Source organism: Pedobacter nyackensis, from assembly GCF_032678475.1.
Classification (GTDB): domain Bacteria; phylum Bacteroidota; class Bacteroidia; order Sphingobacteriales; family Sphingobacteriaceae; genus Pedobacter; species Pedobacter nyackensis_A.
This window is the reverse complement of record NZ_JAVTSF010000002.1, coordinates 123,940-148,844: the sequence shown is the minus strand read 5'-3', so window position 1 is coordinate 148,844 and position 24,905 is coordinate 123,940. Positions and strand designations below refer to the sequence as shown.

At 37.7% G+C, this 24,905-nt stretch carries 19 protein-coding genes; 14 read left to right on the top strand and 5 right to left on the bottom strand.

What is annotated here, in order from left to right:
- The first annotated feature begins 74 nt into the window (after nucleotides 1-74).
- From R2Q84_RS08255 to R2Q84_RS08245, 3 genes are read left to right on the top strand one after another with little or no spacing between them, the layout of a single operon-like run.
- Complete coding sequence (locus R2Q84_RS08255) at nucleotides 75-2,831, top strand: TonB-dependent receptor (RefSeq protein ID WP_316816068.1); 2,757 nt, start codon at nucleotides 75-77, stop codon at nucleotides 2,829-2,831.
- 1 nt (nucleotide 2,832) lies between these two features.
- The gene (locus R2Q84_RS08250) at nucleotides 2,833-4,113 is read left to right on the top strand and encodes a parallel beta-helix domain-containing protein (RefSeq protein WP_316816067.1); all 1,281 of its coding nucleotides are present in this window, start codon (nucleotides 2,833-2,835) and stop codon (nucleotides 4,111-4,113) included.
- A gap of 11 nt (nucleotides 4,114-4,124) precedes the next feature.
- On the top strand, nucleotides 4,125-5,192 hold the full coding sequence (locus R2Q84_RS08245) for an SO2930 family diheme c-type cytochrome (RefSeq protein WP_316816066.1): 1,068 nt from the start codon (nucleotides 4,125-4,127) through the stop codon (nucleotides 5,190-5,192).
- Between the two features lies 1 nt (nucleotide 5,193).
- Here the strand turns inward: R2Q84_RS08245 and purN are convergent, their stop codons facing one another.
- Entirely contained in the window at nucleotides 5,194-5,772 is a 579-nt protein-coding gene (purN, locus tag R2Q84_RS08240; protein ID WP_316816065.1) for a phosphoribosylglycinamide formyltransferase, read from the bottom strand.
- Nucleotides 5,773-5,991: 219 nt separating this feature from the next.
- Here purN and R2Q84_RS08235 point away from each other — a divergent pair, with 219 nt between their 5' ends.
- From R2Q84_RS08235 to R2Q84_RS08185, 11 genes are all read left to right on the top strand, one after another.
- A complete protein-coding gene (locus R2Q84_RS08235) occupies nucleotides 5,992-6,735 on the top strand; it encodes a superoxide dismutase (protein WP_316816064.1) in 744 nt (247 codons plus the stop codon).
- A 219-nt stretch (nucleotides 6,736-6,954) separates the two neighbouring features.
- Nucleotides 6,955-7,209, top strand: coding sequence for a 30S ribosomal protein S20 (rpsT, locus tag R2Q84_RS08230; RefSeq protein ID WP_316816063.1), 255 nt, complete (start codon nucleotides 6,955-6,957; stop codon nucleotides 7,207-7,209).
- Nucleotides 7,210-7,282: 73 nt separating this feature from the next.
- Nucleotides 7,283-7,981: a RadC family protein gene (gene radC, locus R2Q84_RS08225; protein WP_316816062.1), complete on the top strand. Its 699-nt coding sequence runs from the start codon at nucleotides 7,283-7,285 to the stop codon at nucleotides 7,979-7,981.
- Between the two features lie 32 nt (nucleotides 7,982-8,013).
- Nucleotides 8,014-8,847 (top strand): endonuclease/exonuclease/phosphatase family protein, encoded by an 834-nt coding sequence (locus tag R2Q84_RS08220; RefSeq protein ID WP_316816061.1) that lies wholly within the window; start codon nucleotides 8,014-8,016, stop codon nucleotides 8,845-8,847.
- Between the two features lie 95 nt (nucleotides 8,848-8,942).
- On the top strand, nucleotides 8,943-11,342 hold the full coding sequence (gene pheT, locus R2Q84_RS08215) for a phenylalanine--tRNA ligase subunit beta (protein WP_316816060.1): 2,400 nt from the start codon (nucleotides 8,943-8,945) through the stop codon (nucleotides 11,340-11,342).
- A gap of 20 nt (nucleotides 11,343-11,362) precedes the next feature.
- Entirely contained in the window at nucleotides 11,363-11,653 is a 291-nt protein-coding gene (locus tag R2Q84_RS08210; RefSeq protein WP_316816059.1) for a hypothetical protein, read from the top strand.
- Between the two features lie 32 nt (nucleotides 11,654-11,685).
- On the top strand, nucleotides 11,686-11,976 hold the full coding sequence (locus R2Q84_RS08205; RefSeq protein ID WP_316816058.1) for a cell division protein ZapA: 291 nt from the start codon (nucleotides 11,686-11,688) through the stop codon (nucleotides 11,974-11,976).
- A gap of 337 nt (nucleotides 11,977-12,313) precedes the next feature.
- Nucleotides 12,314-13,876: a ribonuclease Y gene (rny, locus tag R2Q84_RS08200; RefSeq protein ID WP_316816057.1), complete on the top strand. Its 1,563-nt coding sequence runs from the start codon at nucleotides 12,314-12,316 to the stop codon at nucleotides 13,874-13,876.
- A gap of 97 nt (nucleotides 13,877-13,973) precedes the next feature.
- Nucleotides 13,974-14,498 carry a DUF962 domain-containing protein gene (locus tag R2Q84_RS08195; protein WP_316816056.1) on the top strand — a complete coding sequence of 175 codons (525 nt, stop codon included), beginning with the start codon at nucleotides 13,974-13,976 and terminating at the stop codon, nucleotides 14,496-14,498.
- A gap of 112 nt (nucleotides 14,499-14,610) precedes the next feature.
- Nucleotides 14,611-17,427, top strand: a complete 2,817-nt coding sequence (locus R2Q84_RS08190) for a TonB-dependent receptor (protein WP_316816055.1) — start codon at nucleotides 14,611-14,613, stop codon at nucleotides 17,425-17,427.
- 125 nt (nucleotides 17,428-17,552) lie between these two features.
- The gene (locus R2Q84_RS08185) at nucleotides 17,553-18,776 is read left to right on the top strand and encodes a hypothetical protein (RefSeq protein WP_316816054.1); all 1,224 of its coding nucleotides are present in this window, start codon (nucleotides 17,553-17,555) and stop codon (nucleotides 18,774-18,776) included.
- A 67-nt stretch (nucleotides 18,777-18,843) separates the two neighbouring features.
- Here R2Q84_RS08185 and R2Q84_RS08180 read toward each other — a convergent pair whose 3' ends face one another.
- The 4 genes from R2Q84_RS08180 to R2Q84_RS08165 all read right to left on the bottom strand — a co-directional run bounded on the left by R2Q84_RS08180 (nucleotide 18,844) and on the right by R2Q84_RS08165 (nucleotide 24,673).
- Nucleotides 18,844-19,242, bottom strand: coding sequence for a hypothetical protein (locus tag R2Q84_RS08180; protein ID WP_316816053.1), 399 nt, complete (start codon nucleotides 19,240-19,242; stop codon nucleotides 18,844-18,846).
- A 449-nt stretch (nucleotides 19,243-19,691) separates the two neighbouring features.
- A complete protein-coding gene (locus R2Q84_RS08175) occupies nucleotides 19,692-21,203 on the bottom strand; it encodes a hypothetical protein (protein ID WP_316816052.1) in 1,512 nt (503 codons plus the stop codon).
- Between the two features lie 303 nt (nucleotides 21,204-21,506).
- Entirely contained in the window at nucleotides 21,507-22,709 is a 1,203-nt protein-coding gene (locus R2Q84_RS08170; protein ID WP_316816051.1) for a hypothetical protein, read from the bottom strand.
- 212 nt (nucleotides 22,710-22,921) lie between these two features.
- A complete protein-coding gene (locus R2Q84_RS08165) occupies nucleotides 22,922-24,673 on the bottom strand; it encodes a lysophospholipid acyltransferase family protein (protein ID WP_316816050.1) in 1,752 nt (583 codons plus the stop codon).
- Between the last annotated feature and the right edge of the window lie 232 nt (nucleotides 24,674-24,905).

Genomic DNA, 24,905 nt, shown 5'->3' with positions numbered 1-24,905 from the left:
GGCTCATCATTGCGTAACCAGGGTTTAGTGATTTATATTGCATTAACCAATTATAAATCTATAACCAAAACGCTATGAAAGTAAAACTACTATTTTTGTTGATTTCCTTTGTGATATCCCTAGGCAGTTTAAGTGCCCAGGTGATAAAAGGAACAATTAAGAACAGCGCCACACAGGAGGGTGTGGGAGCGGTATCCATTCATGTGAAAAATTCATCGGAAGGAACGTATTCAGATGATCGGGGAAGGTTTCAACTGACGGTTAAAAAGAAATTTCCTATTGTATTAATCCTGTCTTCTATTGGATTTGAGACAAAGGAGGTTAGTGTAGAAAGTAGCACTACAGGACTTGATATTAGCCTTAATCCAACTTCCATATTAGGACAGGAAGTGGTGGTTTCAGCAAGCCGTATGGCACAGAAGAAATTGGCCTCTCCAGTTACCATTGAGCAGATTAGTAGTAAGGACATCACCAATGCCCCGCAGTTGAATTATATGGATATGATCCAGGGGCTAAGAGGTGTTGATGTTACGGTTTCGAGCCTTGGTTTTACCAGTATATCAACCAGAGGATTTAACACCAGCGGAAATACCAATTTTACACAGATTGTAGATGGGATGGATAATCAGGCTCCGGGATTAAACTTTCCCCTCGGATCAGCCATCAGTTTAACACAATTGGATGTAGATAACATTGAAATGCTTTCTGGGGCATCATCAGCGCTGTATGGTTCCAGGGGACTGAACGGAACAATGGTGATGACGGGGAAAGATCCTTTTAAATATCAAGGTTTAAGTGTTTTGGTTACACAAGGCGTAAATCACATTAAAAATGGTAAAGATTATGATCCTGTTGGCCCGTCGCCATATTACGACTGGACCATACGTTATGCCAAGAAAATCAATGAGAAGTTAGCTTTCAAAGTAAATGGACAATATACCCGTGCAAATGATTGGGTGGCAAGTGATGCTACTAATAAATACGGGCCAGGTACAGCGTTAACAGACCCTGGTTATGTCGGTGTAAATTATTATGGAGGTGCTACCCGCGAAAATATCAACCCTTTTCTAGAGGCAGCTTTGGGGGGGATGCCTGAATTAGAACCGATTATTGGACCTTTATTGCAAAAACCTAATTATGTAGCTAGAACAGGGTATCCTGAATACGGATATTTGGATAACAGAGCGCAATTGCTTAAAGTGAATGCAGAATTGAAGTATAAGATTAATTCTAATTTAGAAGCAATTGTATCAGGTACTTATGGAACTGGAAATATCGTGTATACCAACGATACTCGTTACCAATTAAAGGATTTTAAAGTTGGACAATACCGGGCTGAACTGAGAAGCGACAACTGGTTTGTAAGGGCTTATACTACATCCGAAAATTCTGGAAGAACAATTATTGCAGGCCCAACGGCTCAATTGATCAACGAAGGTTGGAAAGTGAGTTATGATGGAGGTACGGGAGGTTGGTATCCAGAGTATACAAGTGCATTAATAGAAGCGCTTGCTGGCGGTACTCCACTTAACGACGCTCATTTAGCTGCACGGGCTTTTGCAGATCAAGGAAGACCTGAGTTGGGCACGCCGCAATTTAATGCACTTAAAGACAAAATTAGCAATACCCCAATTTCTGAAGGTGGAACATTATTCCTGGACAGAAGTAAGTTGTATAATGCGGAAGCGCAATACAATTTTACGAAACACGTCAAGTTCATGAATGTAATTGCTGGAGCAAACTGGCGTTTGTATAACCTAAATAGTAAAAATACTTTGTTTCCTGATAAGGGGAAACCTATTAATGTAAAGGAATATAGTGCTTATGTTCAAATGGCAAAAAAGGTGGCCGCGGATAGATTAAACTTAAGTACATCTTTTAGGTACGATAAGAACACTTTGTTTTCTTCGCCTAAAGTGACATCAAGAGCCTCTGCAGTATATGAGCCAGTAAAAGAAAATTTCATCAGGTTCTCTTATCAGAATGCTTATAGCTTCCCTTCAAATATTCAGGCTTTGCAGAGTACCCTTAATGGTACCAATAGCTATTCTTCGGGAGGTTCTTCTTTATTGTTGAATGGTACTTACGAGTTCGATAAATATCCGCCTTATGAGTTGGAAAGCGTGCATAAATTTCAGGAATCCCAGAACCCTGATGATTTAAAACGTTTTGAATACAATGACATAAAACCGCAATCTGTCAATGCTTTTGAGTTGGGCTATGCTGCGTTAATCGCTAAAAGAGTGATGTTTGATGTTTTGGGGTATTACTCAACCTGGAAGAACTTTATTGGGTATGCTAATGTGGCCAACACACCTGGTTCGAATGATGTTAATAAATTTCTGGAACCGAATCATGCAGGCTATAATCAATATAATATTGCTTTTAATGGTGGACAAACAGTGAATACTTATGGTTATGCAGCAAGTGTTAGTGTAGATTTAACGCATAATTTTATGGCCAAAGTTAATTACTTCTCTGATCACATCGATAATAAAAACAGCAAGCAGATCGACAACTTTAATACGCCAAATTACCACATCAATTTCGATTTTGGTAATAGTGGATTTGGTAAAAAACAAGAATGGTCGTTCGGGACATCGATGCGTTATAAGCCAGGTTACCATTATGTGGTGTCTGGGGGATTGGCGTCGGGACAAGTGCCTAGTTCTATGGTGATTGATGCGCAAGTGAGTTATAAACTGATTAAGGCACGCTCAGGTATCAGACTTGGTGCAACAAACATCACCAACAAATATTATTCAACAGGAGTTGCCAATCCAAATATTGGAGCCGTATACTACGTAACTTATGCATATAACATTTTTTAACATGAAATCTACCTACTTATTTGTCATTGCGATCGGACTGGTTGCAGGCTTGTTTTCCTGCAGTAATCCGTCTGCGAAATCAGGAAATTATAAAACAACTTTAACCTTTAACCCTGGTGAAGAACAAAAAATTGCTGAAGCTTTTTTATCATTGAAAGACAGTACCGAAATTGTACTGACAAAGGGAAATTATCAGTTCGACAATCTAAGTATTGCCCAGGTAAAACATATTTTAATCAGGGGGGAAGGTTTTGATAAAACCATACTTGATTTTAAAACACAAAGTTCCGGAGGAGAGGGCATCAGGGTAACTGATGTAAAAGGTTTTTCAATTGATGGGATGACCATAAAAGACTCAAAAGGAGATTTACTGAAAATCAATAAAAGTCGTGATGTGGTAGTTACCAACTTGCATGCCGTATGGAGTCAAGCTGATTCTACAAGTGGCGGTTATGCCATTTATCCAGTAATGTGCCAGAACGTTCTGATAGAAAATTGTTATACGGAAGGTTCTTCAGATGCAGGTATCTATGTAGGTCAGACAGATAGTGCTATTGTCAGGAAATGTAAAGCCGCAAAAAATGTGGCAGGGTGTGAGATTGAGAATACCTCAAATGCCGAAGTGTATGACAATGAGTTTTATAACAATACGGCGGGCTTCCTGATATTTGATTTGCCGGATCTTTCTAAGAAAGGCGGACATGTTAAAGTGTATAACAATTACATCCATGATAATAATTTCAGGAATTTTGCCAAAGCTGGAAGTTTCGGTACTTCATGGGGTGTAGGAAACGCCTCACCTGGAAGCGGTATCATTATTCTCGCTGCCTCAGATATTGAAATTTATAACAATAGAATCATCAATAATAATACTTCGTCGATAACCATTGCTTCGGGCTTTGCTGTTGATGATAAGGCGGCAGAGAAAATAAATGCCAACTATTCTCCAATTTCAAAAAATGTGAGCATTCATGATAATCAAATTGAGATGGGGGCGGCATTTCCGGAACCAGCCTATGAACATCGCATAGGTAAGATATTGATTGCTGTGGAGCAACAATTGAATGCGAGCGACCCTAACCGGAAAAATAAACGTATTCCTCAAATTATGTATGATGGTATTTCGAGTAATATACTAACAAAAGGTACTGCTGTGAATCCTGATAATATTTGTATCAAACAGACGGGTGATAACCTGTTTGTGAATGCCGACTTTTTAAACATCAGTAACCCGAAAAACTGGAAACCAAATACAGATATGAGCCCTTTTATTTGCAAGTAAAATTAGTATCCATGCGTAAGACTTATTTTTTAGGATTTATCCTTCTTTTTAGCAGTTCCTTATCTTTATTAAGCGGGCAAGGTTGTAAAAACAAAGGCAGCCAAACAGTTCAGGATAATGGCTTTGTTTTTAAAGAAAAATTATCCGATTACGGATTTTTTAAAGGCAAATTAATTGATCTGGTTCCCAATGAGGGCGTTTTACACTATGATATCAGTACAGCATTGTTTACCGACTATGCTATAAAAGATCGGTTTATTGTGTTGCCAAAAGGCGCTGCTATGAAGTATACAACTGAAGGTGCCCTGGATTTTCCGGATTCAACGATTATCGTTAAGAATTTCGCTTATACCAATGAAAATCATCAAAAGGTAATGATTGAAACAAGGTTGTTGGTAAAGGACCCTGGTGATAAGGACTGGAAAGTGATGAACTATTTATGGAACAAAGAGCAAACGGATGCTATTAGGCATATTACAGGAGCTAAAATTCCTATAACACTATTGGATGATGATGGTAACAAGCTGCTGACTAATTATCAGGTGCCGAATACGAACGATTGTAAGCGGTGTCATATTAAAGATGGAGCGTTAATTCCAATAGGACCAAAAGCCAGGAACCTTAACATTACAGTTGCTGGTCAGAAAGAGAATCAGCTTAAAGTTTGGGCAGCAAAAGGTGTGTTAAAAGGATTACCGGATACTGGTGTTGTGGCGCAATTGCCAAACTGGGCAGACCCAAAACATTTTAGTCTGAATCAACGTGCAAGAGCTTATCTTGATGTGAACTGCGCACATTGCCATACTAAAGGAGGAGATGCGTTTAATACAGGTTTGTTTTTAGAATATGAACAAACTAATCCGAGTCATTTAGGCATAAACAAGGCACCGGTTTCTGCTGGTGGCGGGGCCGGTGGACTGGATTATGACATCATACCTGGGGATGCCATACATTCTATCCTATTTTATAGAATGAACAGTACAGAGCCGGGAACAGCTATGCCTGAGCTTGCACGTACAGTAACACACAAAGAGGGGGTCGAGTTAATTCGTAAATGGATAAACAATATGCCGAAGTAACTTACTTCTTTATCTTCTTAATAATGCTTTCTACAATACGGGGGTAGTGCTGATGTTCCAGTTGCTGCCCCTTAAATTTAACCATCTCTAAATTATCACCTTTATCAATGCGGTATTTAGCCTGGTAAATATATTCACCCTCATCGTAATGTTCGTTTACATAATGGATGGTGATACCACCTTCAGGTTCTCCTGCTGCTAACACTGCATTGTGCACATGATCGCCGTACATTCCTTTGCCCCCAAATTTTGGTAAAATTGCCGGATGAATATTGATGATGCGACCAGGGTATTCAGTTATTAGTCTTTTGGGAATTAACCATAAAAATCCTGCAAGTACAATCAGGTCTATTTCCAGATTTTTTAACAAGTCTATGATGTTTTCTGTGTGGTAAAATTCGTTCCTGTCAAACACATGAGAAGGGATTTCAAAGTTGTCTGCCCGTTGTAATACATAAGCATCAGGATTATTGGTCAGTACCAAAGCAATTTCAACTTCTGTACTTCTTTTAAAATGCTCCATTATTTTTTGAGCGTTTGATCCTGATCCTGAGGCAAATATGGCAATGCGCTTCTTCATGAGGTTGTCATTAAGGTGATGTTTGTTATCAATAAAGCAAAAATAGAGGCTTTTATCGGTGACCAAAGATAAAATAAACTTCAATACAATGGAAATTGTTCATGCTTTGTAAAAATAGTATGGTCAGAGAACAATTTTCTGTTAAATGGGTTAATTTAATGCGAAGGTATACGTACTTTCCCATTATTAATTGTTAAAACCCATAAGAAATCAATAATCATGGAAACAAACACCAGAAGAAATTTTATTAAAAATACTTTAACTGCTTCATTGGCTGTTGCCATAGGAACTCCTGTTTTGTTGGATGGGGGAGCTGTAATGGCCGCCGGTTTAACTGATGAAACGAATAATAGTGCTGCTGCATTGAAGTTCAGTCAGCACCCTTTAAAATATGCATATGATGCACTTGAGCCGAATATCGATGCACTAACGATGGAGATTCATTATACCAAACATCATATGGCTTACATTAAAAATGTGAATGATGCCATTGCTGCAGAGCATATCCCTTATAAAACTGAAGCAGCATTCTTTGCTAATGCGTCAAAGCTTTCGGCTAAGGCCCGTAATAATGGCGGTGGTGCATGGAACCATAATTTCTTTTTTGATACTTTAAAAGCGGGGACTTCAGCCGGTCCGCAGGGTCGTTTAAATGATGCCATTGTTAAGACATTTGGTTCGTTTGATAAATTTAAAGAGCAATTCTCTGCCGCTGCGGCTGCTCGTTTTGGTTCGGGATGGGCATGGCTGGTGAATGACAAAGGAACTTTAAAAATTACTTCAACGCCAAATCAGGATAACCCTTTGTTTGATAATGCGGAGGTAAAAGGAGTGCCTTTGTTAGGATTGGATGTATGGGAGCATGCTTACTATTTAAAATATCAGAATAAACGGGCTGATTATATTTCCAGTTGGTGGAATGTTGTGGACTGGGATGTGGTGGCTGCAAGATATAAAAAATAGCCATTCTCTTCACGAGCTGCATTACTCCGCTGAAGAAGCGAAGAACGCTGAGGCTCAATCTGAGAAGGTGATTTTTTGTTTAAGGAAGGTGATAGGATATGAAAAAAAAAATATTTGCATAATGCCTTTGTATTTTAAAAACATTAATTCTATATTTGCAGTCCGAAAAATAGAATAATAAAGAGCGTGAGCTCCAAAATAAAATATTAATAACAAAAAATGGCAAATCATAAATCTTCATTAAAAAGAATTAGAGCAAACGCAACTAAACGTTTACGTAACAGGTATCAAGCAAAAACAACTCGTACGTTTATCAAAAGATTGCGTGCTGCAGAAGATAAAAAAACAGGATTAGAATTACTTCCTAAAGTAGTTTCTATGCTGGATCGCTTAGCCAAAAAGAATGTTATCCATAAGAACAAAGCAGCAAACAACAAATCTAAGTTGACTAAATTTGTTAATGCTTTAAAATAAGCATAGCTTTACAATAATATTGAAAAGGGATACACACTGTGTATCCCTTTTTTTTGTTCAAAGAAATTTAGTTATGAAGTCGTATCAGGAAAAACTAGGAATAAAACTTTGGGCGGAAGCCGACCGGCCACGAGAAAAATTATTGCTAAATGGCAGACGTCATCTTACGGATGCCGAACTGATAGCTATTTTAATTGGTTCAGGGAATAAAGACGAAACAGCAGTAGATCTGAGCAGGCGGATATTGGCTTTTTATGACAATGATCTGGATGCGCTTGGTAAAGTGTCGGTAAAAGATCTATCTAAATTTAAGGGGATTGGTGAAGCCAAAGCTATTGCTATTGTTGCTGCTTTAGAAATTGGCAGGAGAAGAAAAGATACTGCTGGAAGCGACGTGGTAAAAGTAATAACAGCAAAAGATGCATTTGATGTGTTGCTTCCTGTGTTTGCTGATCTGAATCATGAAGAGTTTTGGATATTAATGCTCAATCAGGCCAATTATGTGATTGGCAAACAGGCAATAAGTAGTGGCGGGATGTCGGGTACTATGGCGGACCCCAAAATCATTTTCAAAACCGCACTTGAACATAATGCGACTTATGTAATCCTGGCACATAATCACCCGTCGGGGAATTTAAAACCTAGTCAGCAGGACGTATATATTACCAAAAAACTTGTCGAAGCAGGAAGGATCCTTGACTTACATGTGCTCGATCACTTAATTGTAACGAATAAATTATTCTATAGTTTTGGAGATGAGGGCTTAATTTAACAATGAAGCTGTAACTTGGTGCTATGAAAACAATGATTAAGTTATTCGCAGCATTGTTGTTGCTAAACGTAACAGCAAATGCCCAAAGAAAACCTGCAAATTATGTGAATGTAATGAGTTATAACATTCGTTATAACAATGCTCAGGATGGCGAGAACGCCTGGCCGAACAGGAAAGATAATGTAAAAGCCTTAGTGAGATTTCACGATGCTGATATTTTATGCGTACAGGAGGCTTTGGCTTTGCAGGTTGATCAGTTGTTAGAAAATACAAATTTCGAAATGGTTGGGGTGGGACGAACAGATGGAAAACGTGACGGTGAATTTGCTGCGGTATATTTTGATAAATCAAGGTTTGTTAAAAAAGACGGGGGAACATTTTGGTTGTCTGAAACTCCGGAAAAGCCTTCCATAGGTTGGGATGCTGCAATCGTAAGGGTTTGTACCTGGGTAAAGCTTCATGATAAATGGAATAAAAAGGACTTTGTTGTATTTAACACGCATTATGATCACATAGGTGTTCAGGCCAGAATCGAATCTGCAAAACTGATTAAAAAGAAGATTCAGGAAATTGCGCCTGCTTTGCCTGTTATTTTGACGGGAGATTTGAATGTTACACCTGAAACTGAAGCGATAGCTACCATAAAGTCGTTTTTGGCTGATACTAAAGAAGCTACTATTGAGCCGGCTTATGGCCCTGAAGGAACATTTAATGCTTTTAAATTTAATGCTCCGCTTAAGGGGAGGATAGATTACATATTTGTAAATAAAGGGTTTAAAGTCCAGAAATTCGGTGTGCTTACAGATAGTAAGGATTTAAAGTATCCCTCTGACCACTTGCCGATTATAGCAAGGCTGTTTTTTTAGTCAGATATTTTATAAAATTAACCATATAGCCTGTTTCTTGCCTTTCTGCTTTCAGCATTAAATAATATCTTTGCGTTTTATTTTGAATACGCAACATGAAGATATCATACAACTGGCTAAAACAATTTATTCAAACAGATAAAACACCACAGGAGTTATCATTGATCTTAACCGATATTGGTTTGGAGGTGGAAAGCCTGGAAACAGTACAGCCTGTTGTGGGCGGACTGGAAGGTTTAGTCATTGGTCATGTATTGAGTTGTGTTCAACACCCTAATGCAGATCGCTTACGTGTAACTACAGTAGATGTTGGCGGAGCAGAAGCTTTACAAATTGTTTGTGGAGCTCCTAATGTAGCACAGGGACAAAAAGTTGTGGTGGCGACGGTAGGTACTACTGTATATCCGAATGAAGGTGAGCCCTTTAAAATCAAATCGTCTAAAATACGCGGAGAGGCATCTGAAGGGATGATCTGTGCGGAAGATGAGATCGGTTTAGGAGTGTCTCATGACGGGATTATGGTGTTGCCTGAAGATACTGTAGTGGGTACAACCGCAAAAGCTTATTTTAAGTTAGAAGACGATTATCTTTTTGAAATCGGGCTTACACCAAATAGGGCAGATGCAGCATCGCATTTAGGTGTAGCCAGGGATTTGGCCGCTTATTTCCGTACTACAATACAAATGCCTGATATTTCTGGTTTTAAAACTGATAACGAAAGCTTGTTGATTGATGTAGCTGTGGAAGATGCAGTTGCTTGTCCAAGATATAGCAGTGTAACAATCAGTGGGATTACAGTTCAGGCTTCACCAGAATGGTTGCAAGATAAGTTGAAAGTGATTGGCATCAGGCCAATTAATAATATAGTAGATATTACCAATTATGTATTGCATGATTTGGGCGTTCCCTTGCATGCTTTTGACGCGGATCAGATCAAAGGTGGAAAAGTAAGGGTTAAGAAATGTGCAGAAGGGACACCGTTTGTAACGCTAGATGGTGTAGAACGCAAACTTTCATCAGAGGACCTGATGATCTGCAATGCAGAAGGTCCAATGTGTATCGCAGGTGTTTTTGGTGGTAAGAACTCCGGAGTTTCTGAAAGTACAACCAATATATTCTTAGAGAGTGCCTATTTTAATGCTGTATCGGTACGTAAGACCTCGAAACGTCATGGTTTGAAGACTGATGCTTCGTTCAGGTTTGAACGCGGTACAGATCCTGAAATGACTGTAGTTGCTTTAAAGCGTGCAGCTTTGTTGATCGCGGAATTAGGAGGAGGTCAAATAGCTTCTTTGGTATCAGATCTTTACCCTGCTCCTGTGCAGCCTTTTGATGTAGAGGTGAACTATCAAAATATTGTTAAACTAATTGGAGCTGATATTGCTGCAGAAGAGATTAAAGCGATTATCGTTGCTTTAGGAATTACTGTATCTGCAGAAACAGCTGAAGGATTAAGCTTGAAGGTGCCTGCTTTTAAAGTAGATGTAACGCGTGAGTGTGACATTACGGAAGAGGTATTGAGGATTTATGGTTATAATAATATCGAAATCCCTAGTAAAATCAATGCTTCTTTATCTTATACTTCGAAGCCGGATAAGGAACAAACACAGCATGTAATTGCTGATATGCTAACAGCTAATGGCTTTTTGGAGATCTGGTGTAACTCTTTAACAAAAGGTGTTTATTCAAAAAATCCGGAAGAAGCAGTTCAAATTTTAAATCCATTAAGCTCTGACCTTAATGTTATGCGTCAGCAGTTGTTAATGCCTGCTTTGGAAAGTGTTGCTTACAATCAGAATAGAAAAACTGCCGATATTAAGTTTTATGAATTTGGTAAAACATATCACTTAATCAATGATAAATATGTGGAGCGTCCGCGTTTACTGGTCTTACTTTCGGGAAATAGCCAGACTGAACAATGGAATCAAAAGCCCGCAGCTGTTAGTTTTTACCATTTGAAAGCTGCAGTTGATGCGATTGTTGGACGTTTGGGAATTAGCAGTTATCAGTCGGAAGAACTACAAGATGAAAATTTTGCATTTGGACTGAAGTATTTTAGAGGAGATAAGGTTATTGTAAGTTTTGGTGCGGCAACAGCGGCAGACAGAAAAAAAGCCGATGTGGATAAGGATGTTTATTATGCTGACTTTGATTGGGCATTGTTGCTTGACATGGTGAGGAAGAACAAAATTGTAAACAAGGAAGTTCCTAAATATCCTGCTGTAAGAAGGGATTTATCAATGTTGGTGGATACAGATGTGACTTTTGATGCTTTAAAAGCAGTTGTATTTAAGACAGATAAGAAGTTGGTTAAGAATGTACAGGTATTTGATGTGTATGTAGGTGATAGATTGCCTGAGGGTAAAAAGTCATACGCACTGAACTTTACCATTCAGGACGAAGAACAAACGCTAACTGATAAGCAAATTGATGCCGTTATGCAAAAGATTATTCATAACTTAGCACAAACAGTAAAAGCAGAAATTAGAAAGTAAAAAAATAAAAATATTTATTCATGTCATCAGTTGCAGATCAATTAACCTCCGTATTGCAGAAAACTGCTCGATTAATAGAGCTTTGTAGTGCATTACAAGAAGAGAATGAGCTGCTTAAGCTGGAAAATGAATCAGTAAAAGTTGCACTGGATACGTCAAAAACCAAGAATTCCGACCTTGAAGAAAAACTAAGGGTTTTAAAATTGGCGAAAAGTATTGAGGGAACAAATGAAAAGACACTTGATATAAAGCAAAAAATTAACGATTTTGTGCGTGAAATAGATAAGTGTGTTGTATTGCTTAAGAAATAAGGAATACCTGAAAAGTGAAACAAAGCTAAGAAATGGGAGAAATCTCGATAAAAATAACTATTTCCGATCGTATCTACCCGTTAAAGGTAAATACTGAAGAGGAAGAAATTGTAAGGCGGGCAGCCAAGATTATTAATGAGCGCATAAAAGATTATCAGGAAAATTATGCGGTTAGAGATAAACAGGATTTGCTTTCTATGGCAGTACTGCATTATGCTACAGCAGTATTGAGGGTAGAGAACAAAGTGCAGAACGAAGATAGTGCTGTAGCCGAGAAGGTGGAGGAATTGGATAGTTTATTAAACGGGTTTTTTACAAAATAAGTACGTTCTTTATATAAGTTAAGATTAGCACAAAGATATAGCCGCAGCTACTTTTTTGGGTTTCACTATTTTTAAAACTTAACACTTCAATATTTATAGGATTAAGAGGGTGTATTTCATCTGCATTTATGTACCTGAAAATGACTTAAATCCTAATTATAATTAGTTGAGGTTTTTAAAACTTGAGGCTCATTAAATTAGTTGCGGTTTTTTTTTGACCAGAAATAACCATATACAAACAAACGAAGAAATAAATAGTCAGATAGGATTTGCACCGCTTTTCGATGAATAAGATCATCAAAATTGTATCTGATTAAACAATAAATACAAATAGAGAATGGAAATATTAGGAATAATAGGATATGTACTGGCCGGCCTCGTTGTCGGGGTTCTGGTGGGCAGATACCTGCTGCGGAACCTACTGAAAACGCAGGAGATTGCGGCCCAGACTAAAGTGAAAAAGATGCTTAAAGATGCAGAGAGTAAAGCTGAGATCTTAAAGAAAGACAGATTGCTGGAAGCAAAAGAAAAGTTTTTACAACTGAAATCGGAACACGAGCAGGAAGTAAACAACAAAAATAACCAGATTAACCAGCGTGAAAATGCGATCAAGCAAAAAGAGCAGAGCATCAATCAGCGTTTGGAGAACTACAACAAGAAAGAACAGGAACTTGATAACCATAGAAAGAACCTGGAAAAACAAACTGAACTGGCTGTAAAAAAGCAGGAAGAAGTTGATGTTTTAAAGAACCAGCATGTTAAACAATTGGAGACTATTGCGGGCTTAAGTGCTGATGAAGCAAAAAACCAATTGGTTGAAAGCATGAAGCAGGAAGCGCGTACACAGGCGATGATCCAGGTTAAGGATATAGTAGACGAAGCTAAACTTACTGCTACTAAAGAAGCAAAAAAGGTAGTAATCCAAACCATACAGCGTACAGCAGTAGAGGCGGCGATTGAGAATACAGTTTCAATTTTCCATATTGAAAGTGATGAGATAAAAGGGCGTGTAATTGGTAGAGAGGGACGTAATATCCGTGCGCTGGAAGCAGCTACTGGTATTGAGATCATCGTTGATGATACGCCTGAAGCCATCATTTTATCAGGCTTTGATCCGGTAAGAAGAGAAATTGCGCGTTTAGCTTTACACCGTTTGGTAACAGATGGCAGGATCCACCCGGCACGTATTGAAGAGGTCGTTGCTAAAACCAAGAAGCAAATTGAAGACGAGATTGTTGAAATAGGTGAACGTACCGTAATTGATCTGGGGATTCATGGTTTACACCCTGAGTTGATCAGAATGGTTGGTCGTATGCGTTACCGTTCGTCTTATGGACAGAATTTATTACATCACTCTCGTGAGGTAGCTAATTTCTGTGCGACTATGGCTGCTGAGTTAGGCTTAAATGCTAAAATGGCAAAACGTGCGGGATTATTACACGATATAGGTAAAGTGCCTGATGATAACCCTGAATTGCCACACGCAATATTAGGTATGCAGCTGGCGGAAAAATATAAGGAGCATCCTGAGATTTGTAATGCTATTGGTGCTCACCATGATGAAATCGAGATGACTTCAATGATTTCACCAATTATCCAGGCTTGTGATGCTATTTCAGGTGCCCGTCCAGGTGCCCGTCGTGAGGTTGTTGAAAGTTATATTAAGCGTTTAAAAGAACTGGAAGAACTGGCATTGTCTTACCCTGGTGTAGAGAAAACATTCGCGATACAGGCAGGTAGAGAATTACGCGTGGTTGTTGAAAGTGAAAGAGTAACAGACCAGCAGGCTGAATTACTTGCTGCAGACATATCTAACAGGATACAAACAGAAATGACCTACCCTGGTCAGATTAAAGTTACAGTAATCAGAGAAACAAGATCGGTAGCTTTTGCAAAATAACACCAGCGCGTTAAAAGACGTTAAATAATTAAATGGAAAGCGGTAGAATATTCTATCGCTTTTTTTATTTTTACATTACATAATAACCCATAAAGACATGAAGAAGGAGCAAAGTAAAGTAATTAAGGCAGAGCCTAAAAAGGAGGTTGATGTACTTTTTGATAAATATGCAGAAAGTCACCAAAACCATACGAATGAACTTATTCATTGGATCTGTGTGCCATTAATTGTTTTTAGCTTATTGGGATTGGTATGGGCGATTCCGTTTCCTCATCTTGAGTTCTTAGGGAAGTTTAATGGCTTCTTAAACTGGGCATCCTTTCTTATTGCCTTTTCTTTATACTATTATTTTACGTTGTCACCGGTTTTGTCGTTTTTGATGTTATGGGTAATCAGTTTGATGAGCTACTTCATTGTACAGCTGGAATATTGGCAGGCAGCTGGTGGTCCTGCATTCTGGTTGGTTTGTATAGTGATTTTTGTCGTATCCTGGATAGGGCAGTTTATAGGCCATAAAATTGAAGGAAAAAAGCCGTCATTTTTACAAGATGTTAAGTTTCTGTTAATCGGTCCGATTTGGTTATTACACTTTATTTGCAAAAAAGTAGGGCTAAAATATTGACCTGAAAGCCATTTAACGATTTCTTAACACGGAGATAAACGAATGGTAATTTGACGCTAACATATAGCTAACATTGTGGTAATAGCTTTGCTGGAAATTAATATACAGCAAATTGAAATCACAACTAAATCTCAAGAAAGCATTAATTACGGTCTTATTTGTAATTATCGGCGCAACAGTTTTTGCGCAAACGGGAAAAATTTCTGGTAAAGTATCTGATAAAAAAACCGGTGAAACACTGATCGGTGTAACGGTAAAGATTAAGGGTACAACAAAAGGCGCTTCATCAGATGCAGACGGTAAATATTTGCTAGGCACATTGTCTGCCGGTAAGTATACCATTGAGGCTTCTTACATTGGTTATACAACTAAAAGCATAGCGGATATAGAAGTTAAAGAAGGAAGTTCTACTTCTTTAGATTTTATTCTGGAAGAGTCCAATTCACAAAAACTTAATGAAGTTGTGGTAACGGGGGTAGCAGGCAAGGAAAGCCAGACTGCAATTCTGATGAGCCAAAAAAATGCAACTGAAATTAAACAGGGTATTGGAATCCAGGAATTGTCAAGGAAAGGTGTAAGTGATGTAGAAGAAGGATTAACTAAAATCACTGGTATCACAAAAGTAGACGGACGGGGCCTATTTGTACGAGGTCTGGAAGACAGATACAATAACTTGTTGATCAATGGTCTTGCGGTTCCTTCAAATAACCCTTTTAAGAAGATTATTCCTTTAGATTTGTTTCCAACTGACATTGTAAGTGCATTAGAAACTTATAAAACTTTTAATTCAAGTTTATACGGTGATTTTGCTGGAGGAACGTTCAATATCGTTACTGCGAGAGCAGATAAAAGTATCACTAAAATTAATATCGGTACGAGTTACATATCAAACAGTACATTCAAAAAGTTTTTAAGACCTGAAGACGGAACAGGGTTTGGCAGCTACTTTGGTTTTACTGGTAATGGTAGGGAAATGCCTAAAGTATTGGGTAAAGTTCCTTCCAATTATACGCTGTCGGCAGAAGAAGCCAGAACACAATTTGGTTCAGGTTTTGATGTTGACAATGGCAAGGCTCCACTGAATAGTAACATAGGGATTTTACATGCCGATAAAATTGAATTAAAAGACAATCGCTTTATTCAATACTTGGTTTCGATCAATACCGATAATGGATTCCAGGTTAGAGAAGGGGTGGATCGTTTCTTCAGTACAGCTCAAGGGATTTATGACAATAACTTATACACTACCACTTACAGATTTTCTACTAACTCATCTGTGCTAGGTGCACTAAACTATGTAAGTAACCGTCTCAATTTGAACTTCAATGCATTTTATCTTAAAGGGACAGAAAATACCATTCAGGATCAATTGGGATATGTAAATAGTCAGACGACTAATAACAATACAATTATCAGACTGAATCAATTGCAAAAAACAGATTTATTTACTGGTCAATTATTTGCGAACTATAAAATAACAGCTGATGATGCACATAGTGTAAGAGCAGGTGTATCTTATTCAAAAACTAAATATGAGTTGCCGGATAGAAAATCTTACAAAGGGACAAAAATTGATGAAGAGACTACTTCAGTTAGTTACAGTGGTAATACAATTGTCAGACAGTATATGGATTTCAATGGAGACTTTTTCGCATCGGGTCTGCTAGAGTATAACTGGAAGTTTGGAAATGAGGATTTGTCAAAAGCACATAAGCTTTCGGTAGGATACAATGCTTCGTTTTCCAAAATAGAATCTGACTTTAGGTTTATTACCTCACGTGCTCTTAATAGTAATGGTGTAAGCTTTCCGACAAACCAACCTGATGGGGTTTTAGATGAGGGACTGAAATCAGGTAACTTCGAGTACCACGAAGGAACAAATTCAACTTACAAATCAAAAATGCAGGAAGGTGTGAATGCCGGCTATTTGGATTTGGCTTTAAGATTTAACGATAAGTTGAACCTTAATGTAGGCACGAGGTTTGAACAATCGCAAAGGATTACACGGTACAGGGAATCCGGCAGTTTCAGCAACCCTTTTTTAAAAGTAACAAAAGACAATTTTGATATATTACCAGCAGCAAACCTAAAGTATGCAGTAACAGATCAAGCTAATTTTAGGGTATCGGCGTCAAAAACTTTGACTAAACCTGTTGTAATGGAGGCGTTTCCTTTGGAGTTCGTTAACCCCGACGGAACAATAGAAAATGGTAACGCAAATGTTGTTAATAGTAGAAATTACAACTTGGATGTTAAATACGAATGGTTTCCTTCAAGTAAAGAGATGATCTCAATTACTGGTTTTGCTAAGTATTTACAAAACCCAATTGAAAGATTATTTGAACAATCTGCTGGTAGTGGTGGTCAGACGATTACTTATGATAACTCAAAAAAAGCCATCCTTTACGGAGCTGAGTTAGAATTATTAATGCAGCTGAGTCGAATAGATGAATCACTATCTAAATTCTCAATTGGATTCAATACCTCATTAATGATTACCGAAGCGACTATAGATAGGGTTAAGAATAGTTCGGAATTGGCAACGCTAGGCGATAAGAGCACTAGAAGACTTCAGGGTGCATCACCATGGCTGATCAATGCTGATATCAAGTATGATACTGATTTTGGTAAGAAATGGAAAAATACATTTACGCTGGCTTATAATGTCTATGGCGAGCGGATCTTTGCAGTGGGTACAAATGGATTAGATAATTACTATGAAAAACCATTTGGAAAATTAGATCTGATTTGGAACAATAAAATTTCTGATAAATGGGATGTTAAATTGGGTGTTGAAAATATCTTAAATCCAACTTATGAAATCGAATTGGGTGGTAAGAGTAAAATGAACATCCTTGAGGACGACTTAACTGTGAAGGATTACAAGCGTGGAGTTGGAGTATCTCTAGGCTTAGGATACACCTTTTAATCTGATTTCGTTAACATTTTGTTAATAAGGCAGTAACGTAAAGGTAAAGCTAAATTAATGTTCAGGCAATATTAGCCTGGTAAATTTGAAACAATAAATAAAAGGGATAAATAAATCTATTTAAGATGAAAAAAGTATTTTACGCAATTGCGATTGCAGCTACAATCTTCACAGGTTGTTCAAGTGATGACGATGAGCCAGTAATAAAAAATCCTGTTGAAGGAGAATTAAGTGGTGAAATCACTGCAAATAAAACCCTTCCTTACGGAAATTATAAGTTGAAAGGAATGGTGAAAATCAATGCAGGAGTTACTTTAACTATAGAAAAAGGCTCGACATTTACAGCTGACAAACGTGATGGAGAAGCAGGTCTTGTTGTGTTGAAAGACGGAATATTGATCGCTAATGGAACGGCTGATGAACCAATTGTGTTCACGGAGCAATCAAAAGTAGCAGGATCATGGGCTGGTATCATTATGTATGGAGATGCACCAATCAAAGGTAATGGTGGTGTTACAAGTGCAACATCTGAAGATGGTTTAAAATTAAATTACGGTGGTGCAAAAGTAAACCACAGCAGTGGTTCATTAAAATATGTACGTGTTGAATATGCGGGACTCGTTATTACTACAAATAATAAGGAGCATAATGGCTTCTCATTTTACTCGGTAGGGGCTGGAACAGTTCTGGAAAACCTGGTATCTTACAAAGGTAGTGATGATGGTTTCGAATTCTATGGTGGAAGTGTGAGTGCTAAAAACCTGATTTCTTATGGAAATTCTGATGATTCATTTGACTGGCAAGACAGCTGGAGTGGTGAACTTAACTCAAATTGGTTCGCTTATCAGACAGGTAAAGCAAACTATGGTATGGAAGTTGAAGCCAAAGGTAATGATAATGCATTCTGGCCTAAAGTGAGTAACATTACTTTGAAAAGAGCTGCTGATGCTGTCGCTGAAACACCGGCTGGTGAAATTCAGTTAGATGCTTTCCAGTTTAAATCAAATGGTAACGGTGAATTTAGCAATGTTGTTGTCGATGGCTATAAAAGTCAAGTGGCAGGTACTATTGGTGGTGTAACTGTTAATGCTTTTCCAGGCGGCGCTGTTCAGGTCTTAGATGTAAATACTTATAACAACCAGATCGCTGGCGGTAAAATTAAATTTTCTAATATTAAAATCACAAATTCTTCAAATACTTTTGTTTCAGGAAATGCGGGTTTTGTATTATCAGCAGCTAGTTTCCTTCCAGGAACAAACTGGGGACCAACTAATACCGCAACAGGTGCAAATCTTACTGCTGGTAAATGGGCTACGGTTGATGGTGTAAATTTATTAGCTAACTTATAGAAATTAAGATTTCTAGTTTTAGAAATCAACTATGAATCCGGCTATCCTTAATGGATGGCCGGATTTTTTATTTTAAACCCGGCTCATAAGCATACGCAACCTTAAAAGCTACGTTTTTAAGATTTGAAGAAATCTGGCCTATATTTAAGTTCTCTTTTTGCGCGGTAGGTTCACATACAGAATAGGTTTTCCCCTTATAAACAATTGGTTGGCCAATAGGTTTATCAAACTGTACAGCCATGGTAATGTGTGTTGGATACAACATTGCAATCATCGGTAAATCGTACAACTCTTTAACCAGGTAAAAGAATAAGGCCTCTCTATCATCGCAATCACTGTATTTAGAAAAGAGTGTCTCTTCAGGCGACAACCATTTTTCTTTTCCAAAGTTCTTATCATCTTCTTCATACAAGAAAGCATACCTGGTAAAGCGCATCAGGTAGTCTATACCTTTCTTTTGATTCATCCCCTCCAGATTTTTTCTAAGTATAGGAATCAGAGAACCGTAAGTTTCTTTGCTTAGCGGAATATTGAACTGCTGATTTAAATAGATTTATGTCGTGTTGGTGTTTGCTGCCCCAACACACATTCAACCTTGTCACTCTATCCAAATTAAATCAGGCTTATGTTAATATGCATGGCTCACTACACAGTGTTCCATATGAGTTGTTGGTAAATGCAGTTACACGATAATTATCCTACAACAGAACTACGGGTGGAATGCAAGATTCAAGCCCAAACCAATTAAACCAATAACAAGTATCAACGCCAACTTGGGCAGAAATGCCCCACTAAAAAGGACATAAAAAAAACAGCCCTTTTCAGAGCTGCTTTAAAACTGGGGTATATAGCAGACACGCTGTCTTCATCTACCCAAACGCGAAAAGCCCAATTCATTAGGATTGGGCTTTTCTGTTAAATAAATTCCAATGTCGGCTTAACTGTTTTTATGATGGTAATTGGTTGAGATCCATTACTAGGCGTTACTAAAATTGTATAACGAATACGTATACCATCAAGATCGGTGGCATTATAGTAGGCAGTTCCCATGGTATAATCCTGACGATGCTGAACCTTAAAACGGATAACACTGTTAGTCCCTGCATTTGTATTACTGCCATAAGCATAGATTTCGTCTCCTATGATTTCTTTGCCATAACTTGCCGGTAATGCATAATCCGGATCATTCCTATCCAAATATTTCTCTATTGTTGTTTTTTCAGAGGGAGGACCGTTGCTTTCATATCTTTGCTTGTAGGGAACAAGCACATCAATCCTGGTAACTTTAACTGTTGTACCATCACTTGTAACCTCTGGATTAGTCATGTGAAATGCAAATCCGTTAAGTTGACCGTGATGGTAAGCTACACTATAATCGTATATATATTTTGGGTTTGTTGGAGAAGATCCATACTCATTAGTCAATACCCATTGATTTGCAACGTATAGTGTTGGAGACGCTGGAAATGTCACAACACCCAGAATTTTGTTGTAACTGGGGATATACCCCACTGAATTCGAATTCACGGATCCGGGCATTGCTAAAGTGGTACTTACGATACCACTGTTATTTGTTATCGAACCAGTTAAATTGGTTTCCACTTTTAACTTTAGATCTACTACTTGAGGGCTAGTTGCAGTTCCCCCCAATATCGCACTGAAAAAGCCTTTGACTGCACCAGTCAATCCTCCTTTAACGCCAGCTTTTATAGATTCTTCGATATTTTTTCCAAATACCTTTGAATTACCCAGGCCTATTGCACCTATTGTTTTATAGCCGGCAACATGCAAGGCCGTATTCTTTAAATTCCCTAATAGACTAGGAAGATTGAAACCGCCTGAATTTGCTGTTCCAACAGTTCCGGTTAATGTCCCATTGGATACTCCATTTAATGTGATTTGTGATAGATTAGTCGATGACACATTCCAAACGAAGTTTAAATTCTCATGATTTGCGTATATTATATAGGGATCGTATGCCAGTTCATATTGACAAGCGTACCAAGCACCCGTTGAGAGTATCTGATAACTTTGAACCTTTGTTACGGATCTTTGAACATTATCAACATCGATAATTTCTTTGGAAAAATTCATTATCGAAGATGGAAATTGTCCGGATATTCCTAGTCCATCACTGAAGTATGAAGATGCATTGAGGTTTCCTGGAGATATATATAAATAAAAGCGAATTATTCCCCTATACTTATTGTACAGTGCGAAAAAATTAGGTGAAGTTAATTGTGCCGAACTAAAAGTATTGTACACCATATTCCAACCATCAACCTTTTTGAAATCAAAAGCAATTTCTTCAGGAAACAACTGGTTACTTCCAGACGCCCATGGTACCAAAATAGGAGTTGTACCCGGAGGACTCGGCATGTAATCAGCAGTTTCCCAGTCAAAAACGGGGGTTGTAATACTTGCCATCTTATTAGGGATTTTTAGATTGACAGGCTTTAAGACAGGGCTAGTTTCTTTTTTACAACTATAAAGAAAAGTTGCAGCTCCTAAAAATGCAACTTTTGCAATTTTGAGAGCATAGGAATTTAGTAGTTTCATGATTAAAAATACTTCCGCAATATTAATCAACGGTCAACCATAAGTTAATTTGTCGAATTAAAGATACCGCCAATAATTATTAAACATACTTAAATTACATATAGACTTAGCAACGGATTAAAGATTGTGCCATGGCATAGTACTGAGGTCAGAATTTAGCCAAATAGAACGTTATCTGTTGCCAGGTTCATAGGCATAAACAATCTTAAAAGCCACATTTTTAAGATTTGAAGAAATCTGGCCTATATTTAAGTTTTCTTTTTGCGGGGTAGGTTCACATACAGAATAGGTTTTCCCCTTGTAAACAATCGGCTGGCCAATAGGTTTATCAAACTGTACAGCCATGGTAATGTGTGTTGGATACAACATTGCAATCATCGGTAAATCGTACAACTCTTTAACCAGGTAAAAGAATAAGGCCGCTCTATCATCGCAATCACTGTATTTAGAAAAGAGTGTCTCTTCAGGCGACAACCGTTTTTCTTTTCCAAAGTTCTTATCATCTTCTTCATACAAGAAAGCATACCTGGTAAAGCGCATCAGGTAGTCTATACCTTTCTTTTGATTCATTCCCTCCAGATTCTTTCTAAGTATAGGAATCAGAGAACCGTAAGTTTCTTTGCTTAGCGGAATATTGAAATAAGATTCGAAATCAACCACCGGGTAATTCGCAAAGATTGTTTCTACATCAGAATTGAGCTTGATGTTAAAATGATAGGTCTTGTGCTTGTAGTTGAATTGAACTTGTTTTTCATAATAGTCTTCTGGCTTGAAATCAGGCATTCTGGTAACCTTATAGGAAAATGCACCTTTTGCTTCAGGCATACTGATCATATCATAGGGAGGGACTTTATTTAAGTCGGCATAGGCATAGTCATGTCGGTTTAAACACATGTATTTTTTATGCTGGAATATTGTGAACGGTATATCTGAAATGTCTTCGTCATTGTACACATAAAAAATAATTCTGTTGTCGGCAATAGTTAGTCTTGCATCATAGCCCGATTTACCTAACAGAAACCATTTATAGAAAGTATAACGTTCATAGTTTGCTTTTTTTGGACTGATAGCCTGAGCAGTTTTTCGGATCAGCTGATAATACAACCAGTCATTTAGATGCTGTTCTTTTTTATATGCTAAAAGTTTGTCCAGAATTATCTGGTATTTACCCTGATTTACCCGGTCATAGTGAGCAATAACAAGCTGCTTGGATAAAGTGGTGTCGTTATTTACAATAATTGAGGAATCTACTTCAAGATTGAAGGTATCATTGTAAAATTCAAAACTGACATTATATCCTTTGCCCTGGCCATAGGATTGAGTTATGGTCAGCAGAAGGCAAAACGTACCGAATATTTTGAGCAAACGGTTCATGATTAGTTAATGTTATGTTCATATTAAATATACATATAATTAACATACGGTGTATATTAAGTTTTCAGTCTTAAAACTTTTATAGTAATCGATAATTAACAACCCCTTAACATCATGACCTTACTTTTGTGACATAAATATTTGGTTAGTATTTATAAAGTTTAGGTTTAGTTGATAACAAAAAGCCACGATGGATGTCGTGGCTTTTTGGTTTAAAAATTCTTTCCAATCTTTTCGAGCATTTCCGAAGGGATATTCTGCATATCGACTACTAAAAATCCATCCAGACAATCAGAAAACTTAGGGTCTATATTGAAGCAAATGATTTTAGCATTCAGGTTCATGTATTGTCTAAGCAAAACAGGAATTTTAATATGCGAATTTTCGATATCAGAGATCAGGCTGTCAAGATCTTTTAACGATTCACTGCTTTCAATCAATAGATTTTTATCAATGGCCGAGAGATCTGCTTTAAACTTGTTCTTTGGCTTTACATAGTGCGCCAGTTCATAGTCGAAATGGTTTTTAGTAATATAGTCTACAATCAGCGATTTCGAGAATTTCGAGAAGTTATTGCTAATACTTACCGGCCCAAACATATATCTGTATTGTGGATTGTCCAGCAGGTATTTTAAAATGCCTTTCCATAGCAGAAATAAAGGCAGTGGTTTTTGCTGATATTCCTTGCGTATCCATGAACGGCCAAGCTCAATACCTTTTCTAAGCAAAGGATAAAACGGCTCTTTAATTTTGAAAAGTTCAGAAAGATAAAAGCCTCTACGCCCCATGGTATTTAAAATCTCATCACCTTTACCTATGCGGTATGCACCTACAATATTCTGAAGGTCTTTGTCCCATATAAATAAGTGATTGTAATAGATGTCATAATTATCCAGGTCAATCTTTTTATTGGTTCCTTCGCCAACTTCCCTGAACGTGATTTCCCTTAATCGGCCAATTTCTCTTAGTATATTTGGAATTGCTACCGTTGGCGCAATATATACCTCATAATTTTTTTCCTGCCATACCCTGAAGCCTTCGAGTTCTTCGATCTCATCCACAATTAAATTGCGACTGGTCTCTTCAATAACAGGTTCCGGTGTTTTCTTAATCTTGAAAAGATTGATGGGGTTAAACATCTTTTTCTCAACTTCAAGTCCGGTGCCCAGGGCGTAAGTACGTGCCCGTAAAAAGTCGAGCAACTTATTGGTGTTATTCCGGTAAGATATATCTTCAATATTGATCGGTTTACCAATTCTCACTTTTATTTTAAGTCCCTGTTTATTTAAAAACTCTGAAGGAAGCTTAGCTGTTCTTAATGTAGGATGTATAAAACTTAGAATATTAAACAATACACCATTATTGCCATGGAAATATATAGGCACAACCGGAAGCTTGGCTCTGGCTATTAACTTCCCTACTACCGGGTGCCATAGCCTATCTGTAATTTCCTGTTTATCCAGGCTGAATGTTGAAACCTCACCTGCAGGGAATATGCCAATAGGAGTTCCACTTTGTAAAAGATCGAATGTAGCTTTTAAACCACTGATACTGGAGGTATGCTGAACATTTTCGAATGGGTTTACCGCTACAAAGAATTCGCTGAGATTTGGAATCTTTTTAAGGATGAAATTTACCATCACTTTAGCTTCAGGTCGTACTGTACATAGTAGTTTTACCAGTGCCAGACCTTCAACCCCTCCGTATGGATGGTTGGCTATGGCAATAAAGCCGCCGGTTTTAGGGATACTTTTAAGATCGTCCTCGTCAAAGTCAATGCTTACACCTATAGTTTCCAATATTTTGTCAACAAATTCTAATCCATTAAAATGTTCATTCTGGGAAAAGACTTTGTTGATATCATTTAATTTCATCATCTCCATGAGCAAAGCTGCCAACCCCGGTACACCTAACTTATCTATCTTAGTAGCCTTCGCGAACTCTTTGGTAGTTATGATCTTCATTTAAAATCTGTTTTATGAATTGTAAAGCAATTTCAAAAATAAGACTTATTATTTTAATTTAGTTACATGCTTAAAATATAACATACTTTTACCTGACACTGTAAGCATTCATATTATAACAGCTTAGGACACCCTGTCGAATAAATACTATAAAACTTGTGATAAATGACGGATAAAAGACTGGATAACTATAGCTTTTCCTTACCCTTCCCTTAGGGTTGACTTACCATTG

Coding starts and splice junctions, on each gene's coding strand:
- rny (WP_316816057.1), top strand. CDS start 12,314: ATGGAAATATTAGGAATAATAGGATATGTACTGGCCGGCCTCGTTGTC.
- R2Q84_RS08185 (WP_316816054.1), top strand. CDS start 17,553: ATGAAAAAAGTATTTTACGCAATTGCGATTGCAGCTACAATCTTCACA.
- radC (WP_316816062.1), top strand. CDS start 7,283: ATGAAGTCGTATCAGGAAAAACTAGGAATAAAACTTTGGGCGGAAGCC.
- pheT (WP_316816060.1), top strand. CDS start 8,943: ATGAAGATATCATACAACTGGCTAAAACAATTTATTCAAACAGATAAA.
- R2Q84_RS08170 (WP_316816051.1), bottom strand. CDS start 22,709: ATGAACCGTTTGCTCAAAATATTCGGTACGTTTTGCCTTCTGCTGACC.
- R2Q84_RS08255 (WP_316816068.1), top strand. CDS start 75: ATGAAAGTAAAACTACTATTTTTGTTGATTTCCTTTGTGATATCCCTA.
- R2Q84_RS08245 (WP_316816066.1), top strand. CDS start 4,125: ATGCGTAAGACTTATTTTTTAGGATTTATCCTTCTTTTTAGCAGTTCC.
- R2Q84_RS08210 (WP_316816059.1), top strand. CDS start 11,363: ATGTCATCAGTTGCAGATCAATTAACCTCCGTATTGCAGAAAACTGCT.
- R2Q84_RS08250 (WP_316816067.1), top strand. CDS start 2,833: ATGAAATCTACCTACTTATTTGTCATTGCGATCGGACTGGTTGCAGGC.
- R2Q84_RS08195 (WP_316816056.1), top strand. CDS start 13,974: ATGAAGAAGGAGCAAAGTAAAGTAATTAAGGCAGAGCCTAAAAAGGAG.
- R2Q84_RS08180 (WP_316816053.1), bottom strand. CDS start 19,242: ATGAATCAAAAGAAAGGTATAGACTACCTGATGCGCTTTACCAGGTAT.
- R2Q84_RS08175 (WP_316816052.1), bottom strand. CDS start 21,203: ATGGCAAGTATTACAACCCCCGTTTTTGACTGGGAAACTGCTGATTAC.
- rpsT (WP_316816063.1), top strand. CDS start 6,955: ATGGCAAATCATAAATCTTCATTAAAAAGAATTAGAGCAAACGCAACT.
- purN (WP_316816065.1), bottom strand. CDS start 5,772: ATGAAGAAGCGCATTGCCATATTTGCCTCAGGATCAGGATCAAACGCT.
- R2Q84_RS08165 (WP_316816050.1), bottom strand. CDS start 24,673: ATGAAGATCATAACTACCAAAGAGTTCGCGAAGGCTACTAAGATAGAT.
- R2Q84_RS08205 (WP_316816058.1), top strand. CDS start 11,686: ATGGGAGAAATCTCGATAAAAATAACTATTTCCGATCGTATCTACCCG.
- R2Q84_RS08235 (WP_316816064.1), top strand. CDS start 5,992: ATGGAAACAAACACCAGAAGAAATTTTATTAAAAATACTTTAACTGCT.
- R2Q84_RS08220 (WP_316816061.1), top strand. CDS start 8,014: ATGATTAAGTTATTCGCAGCATTGTTGTTGCTAAACGTAACAGCAAAT.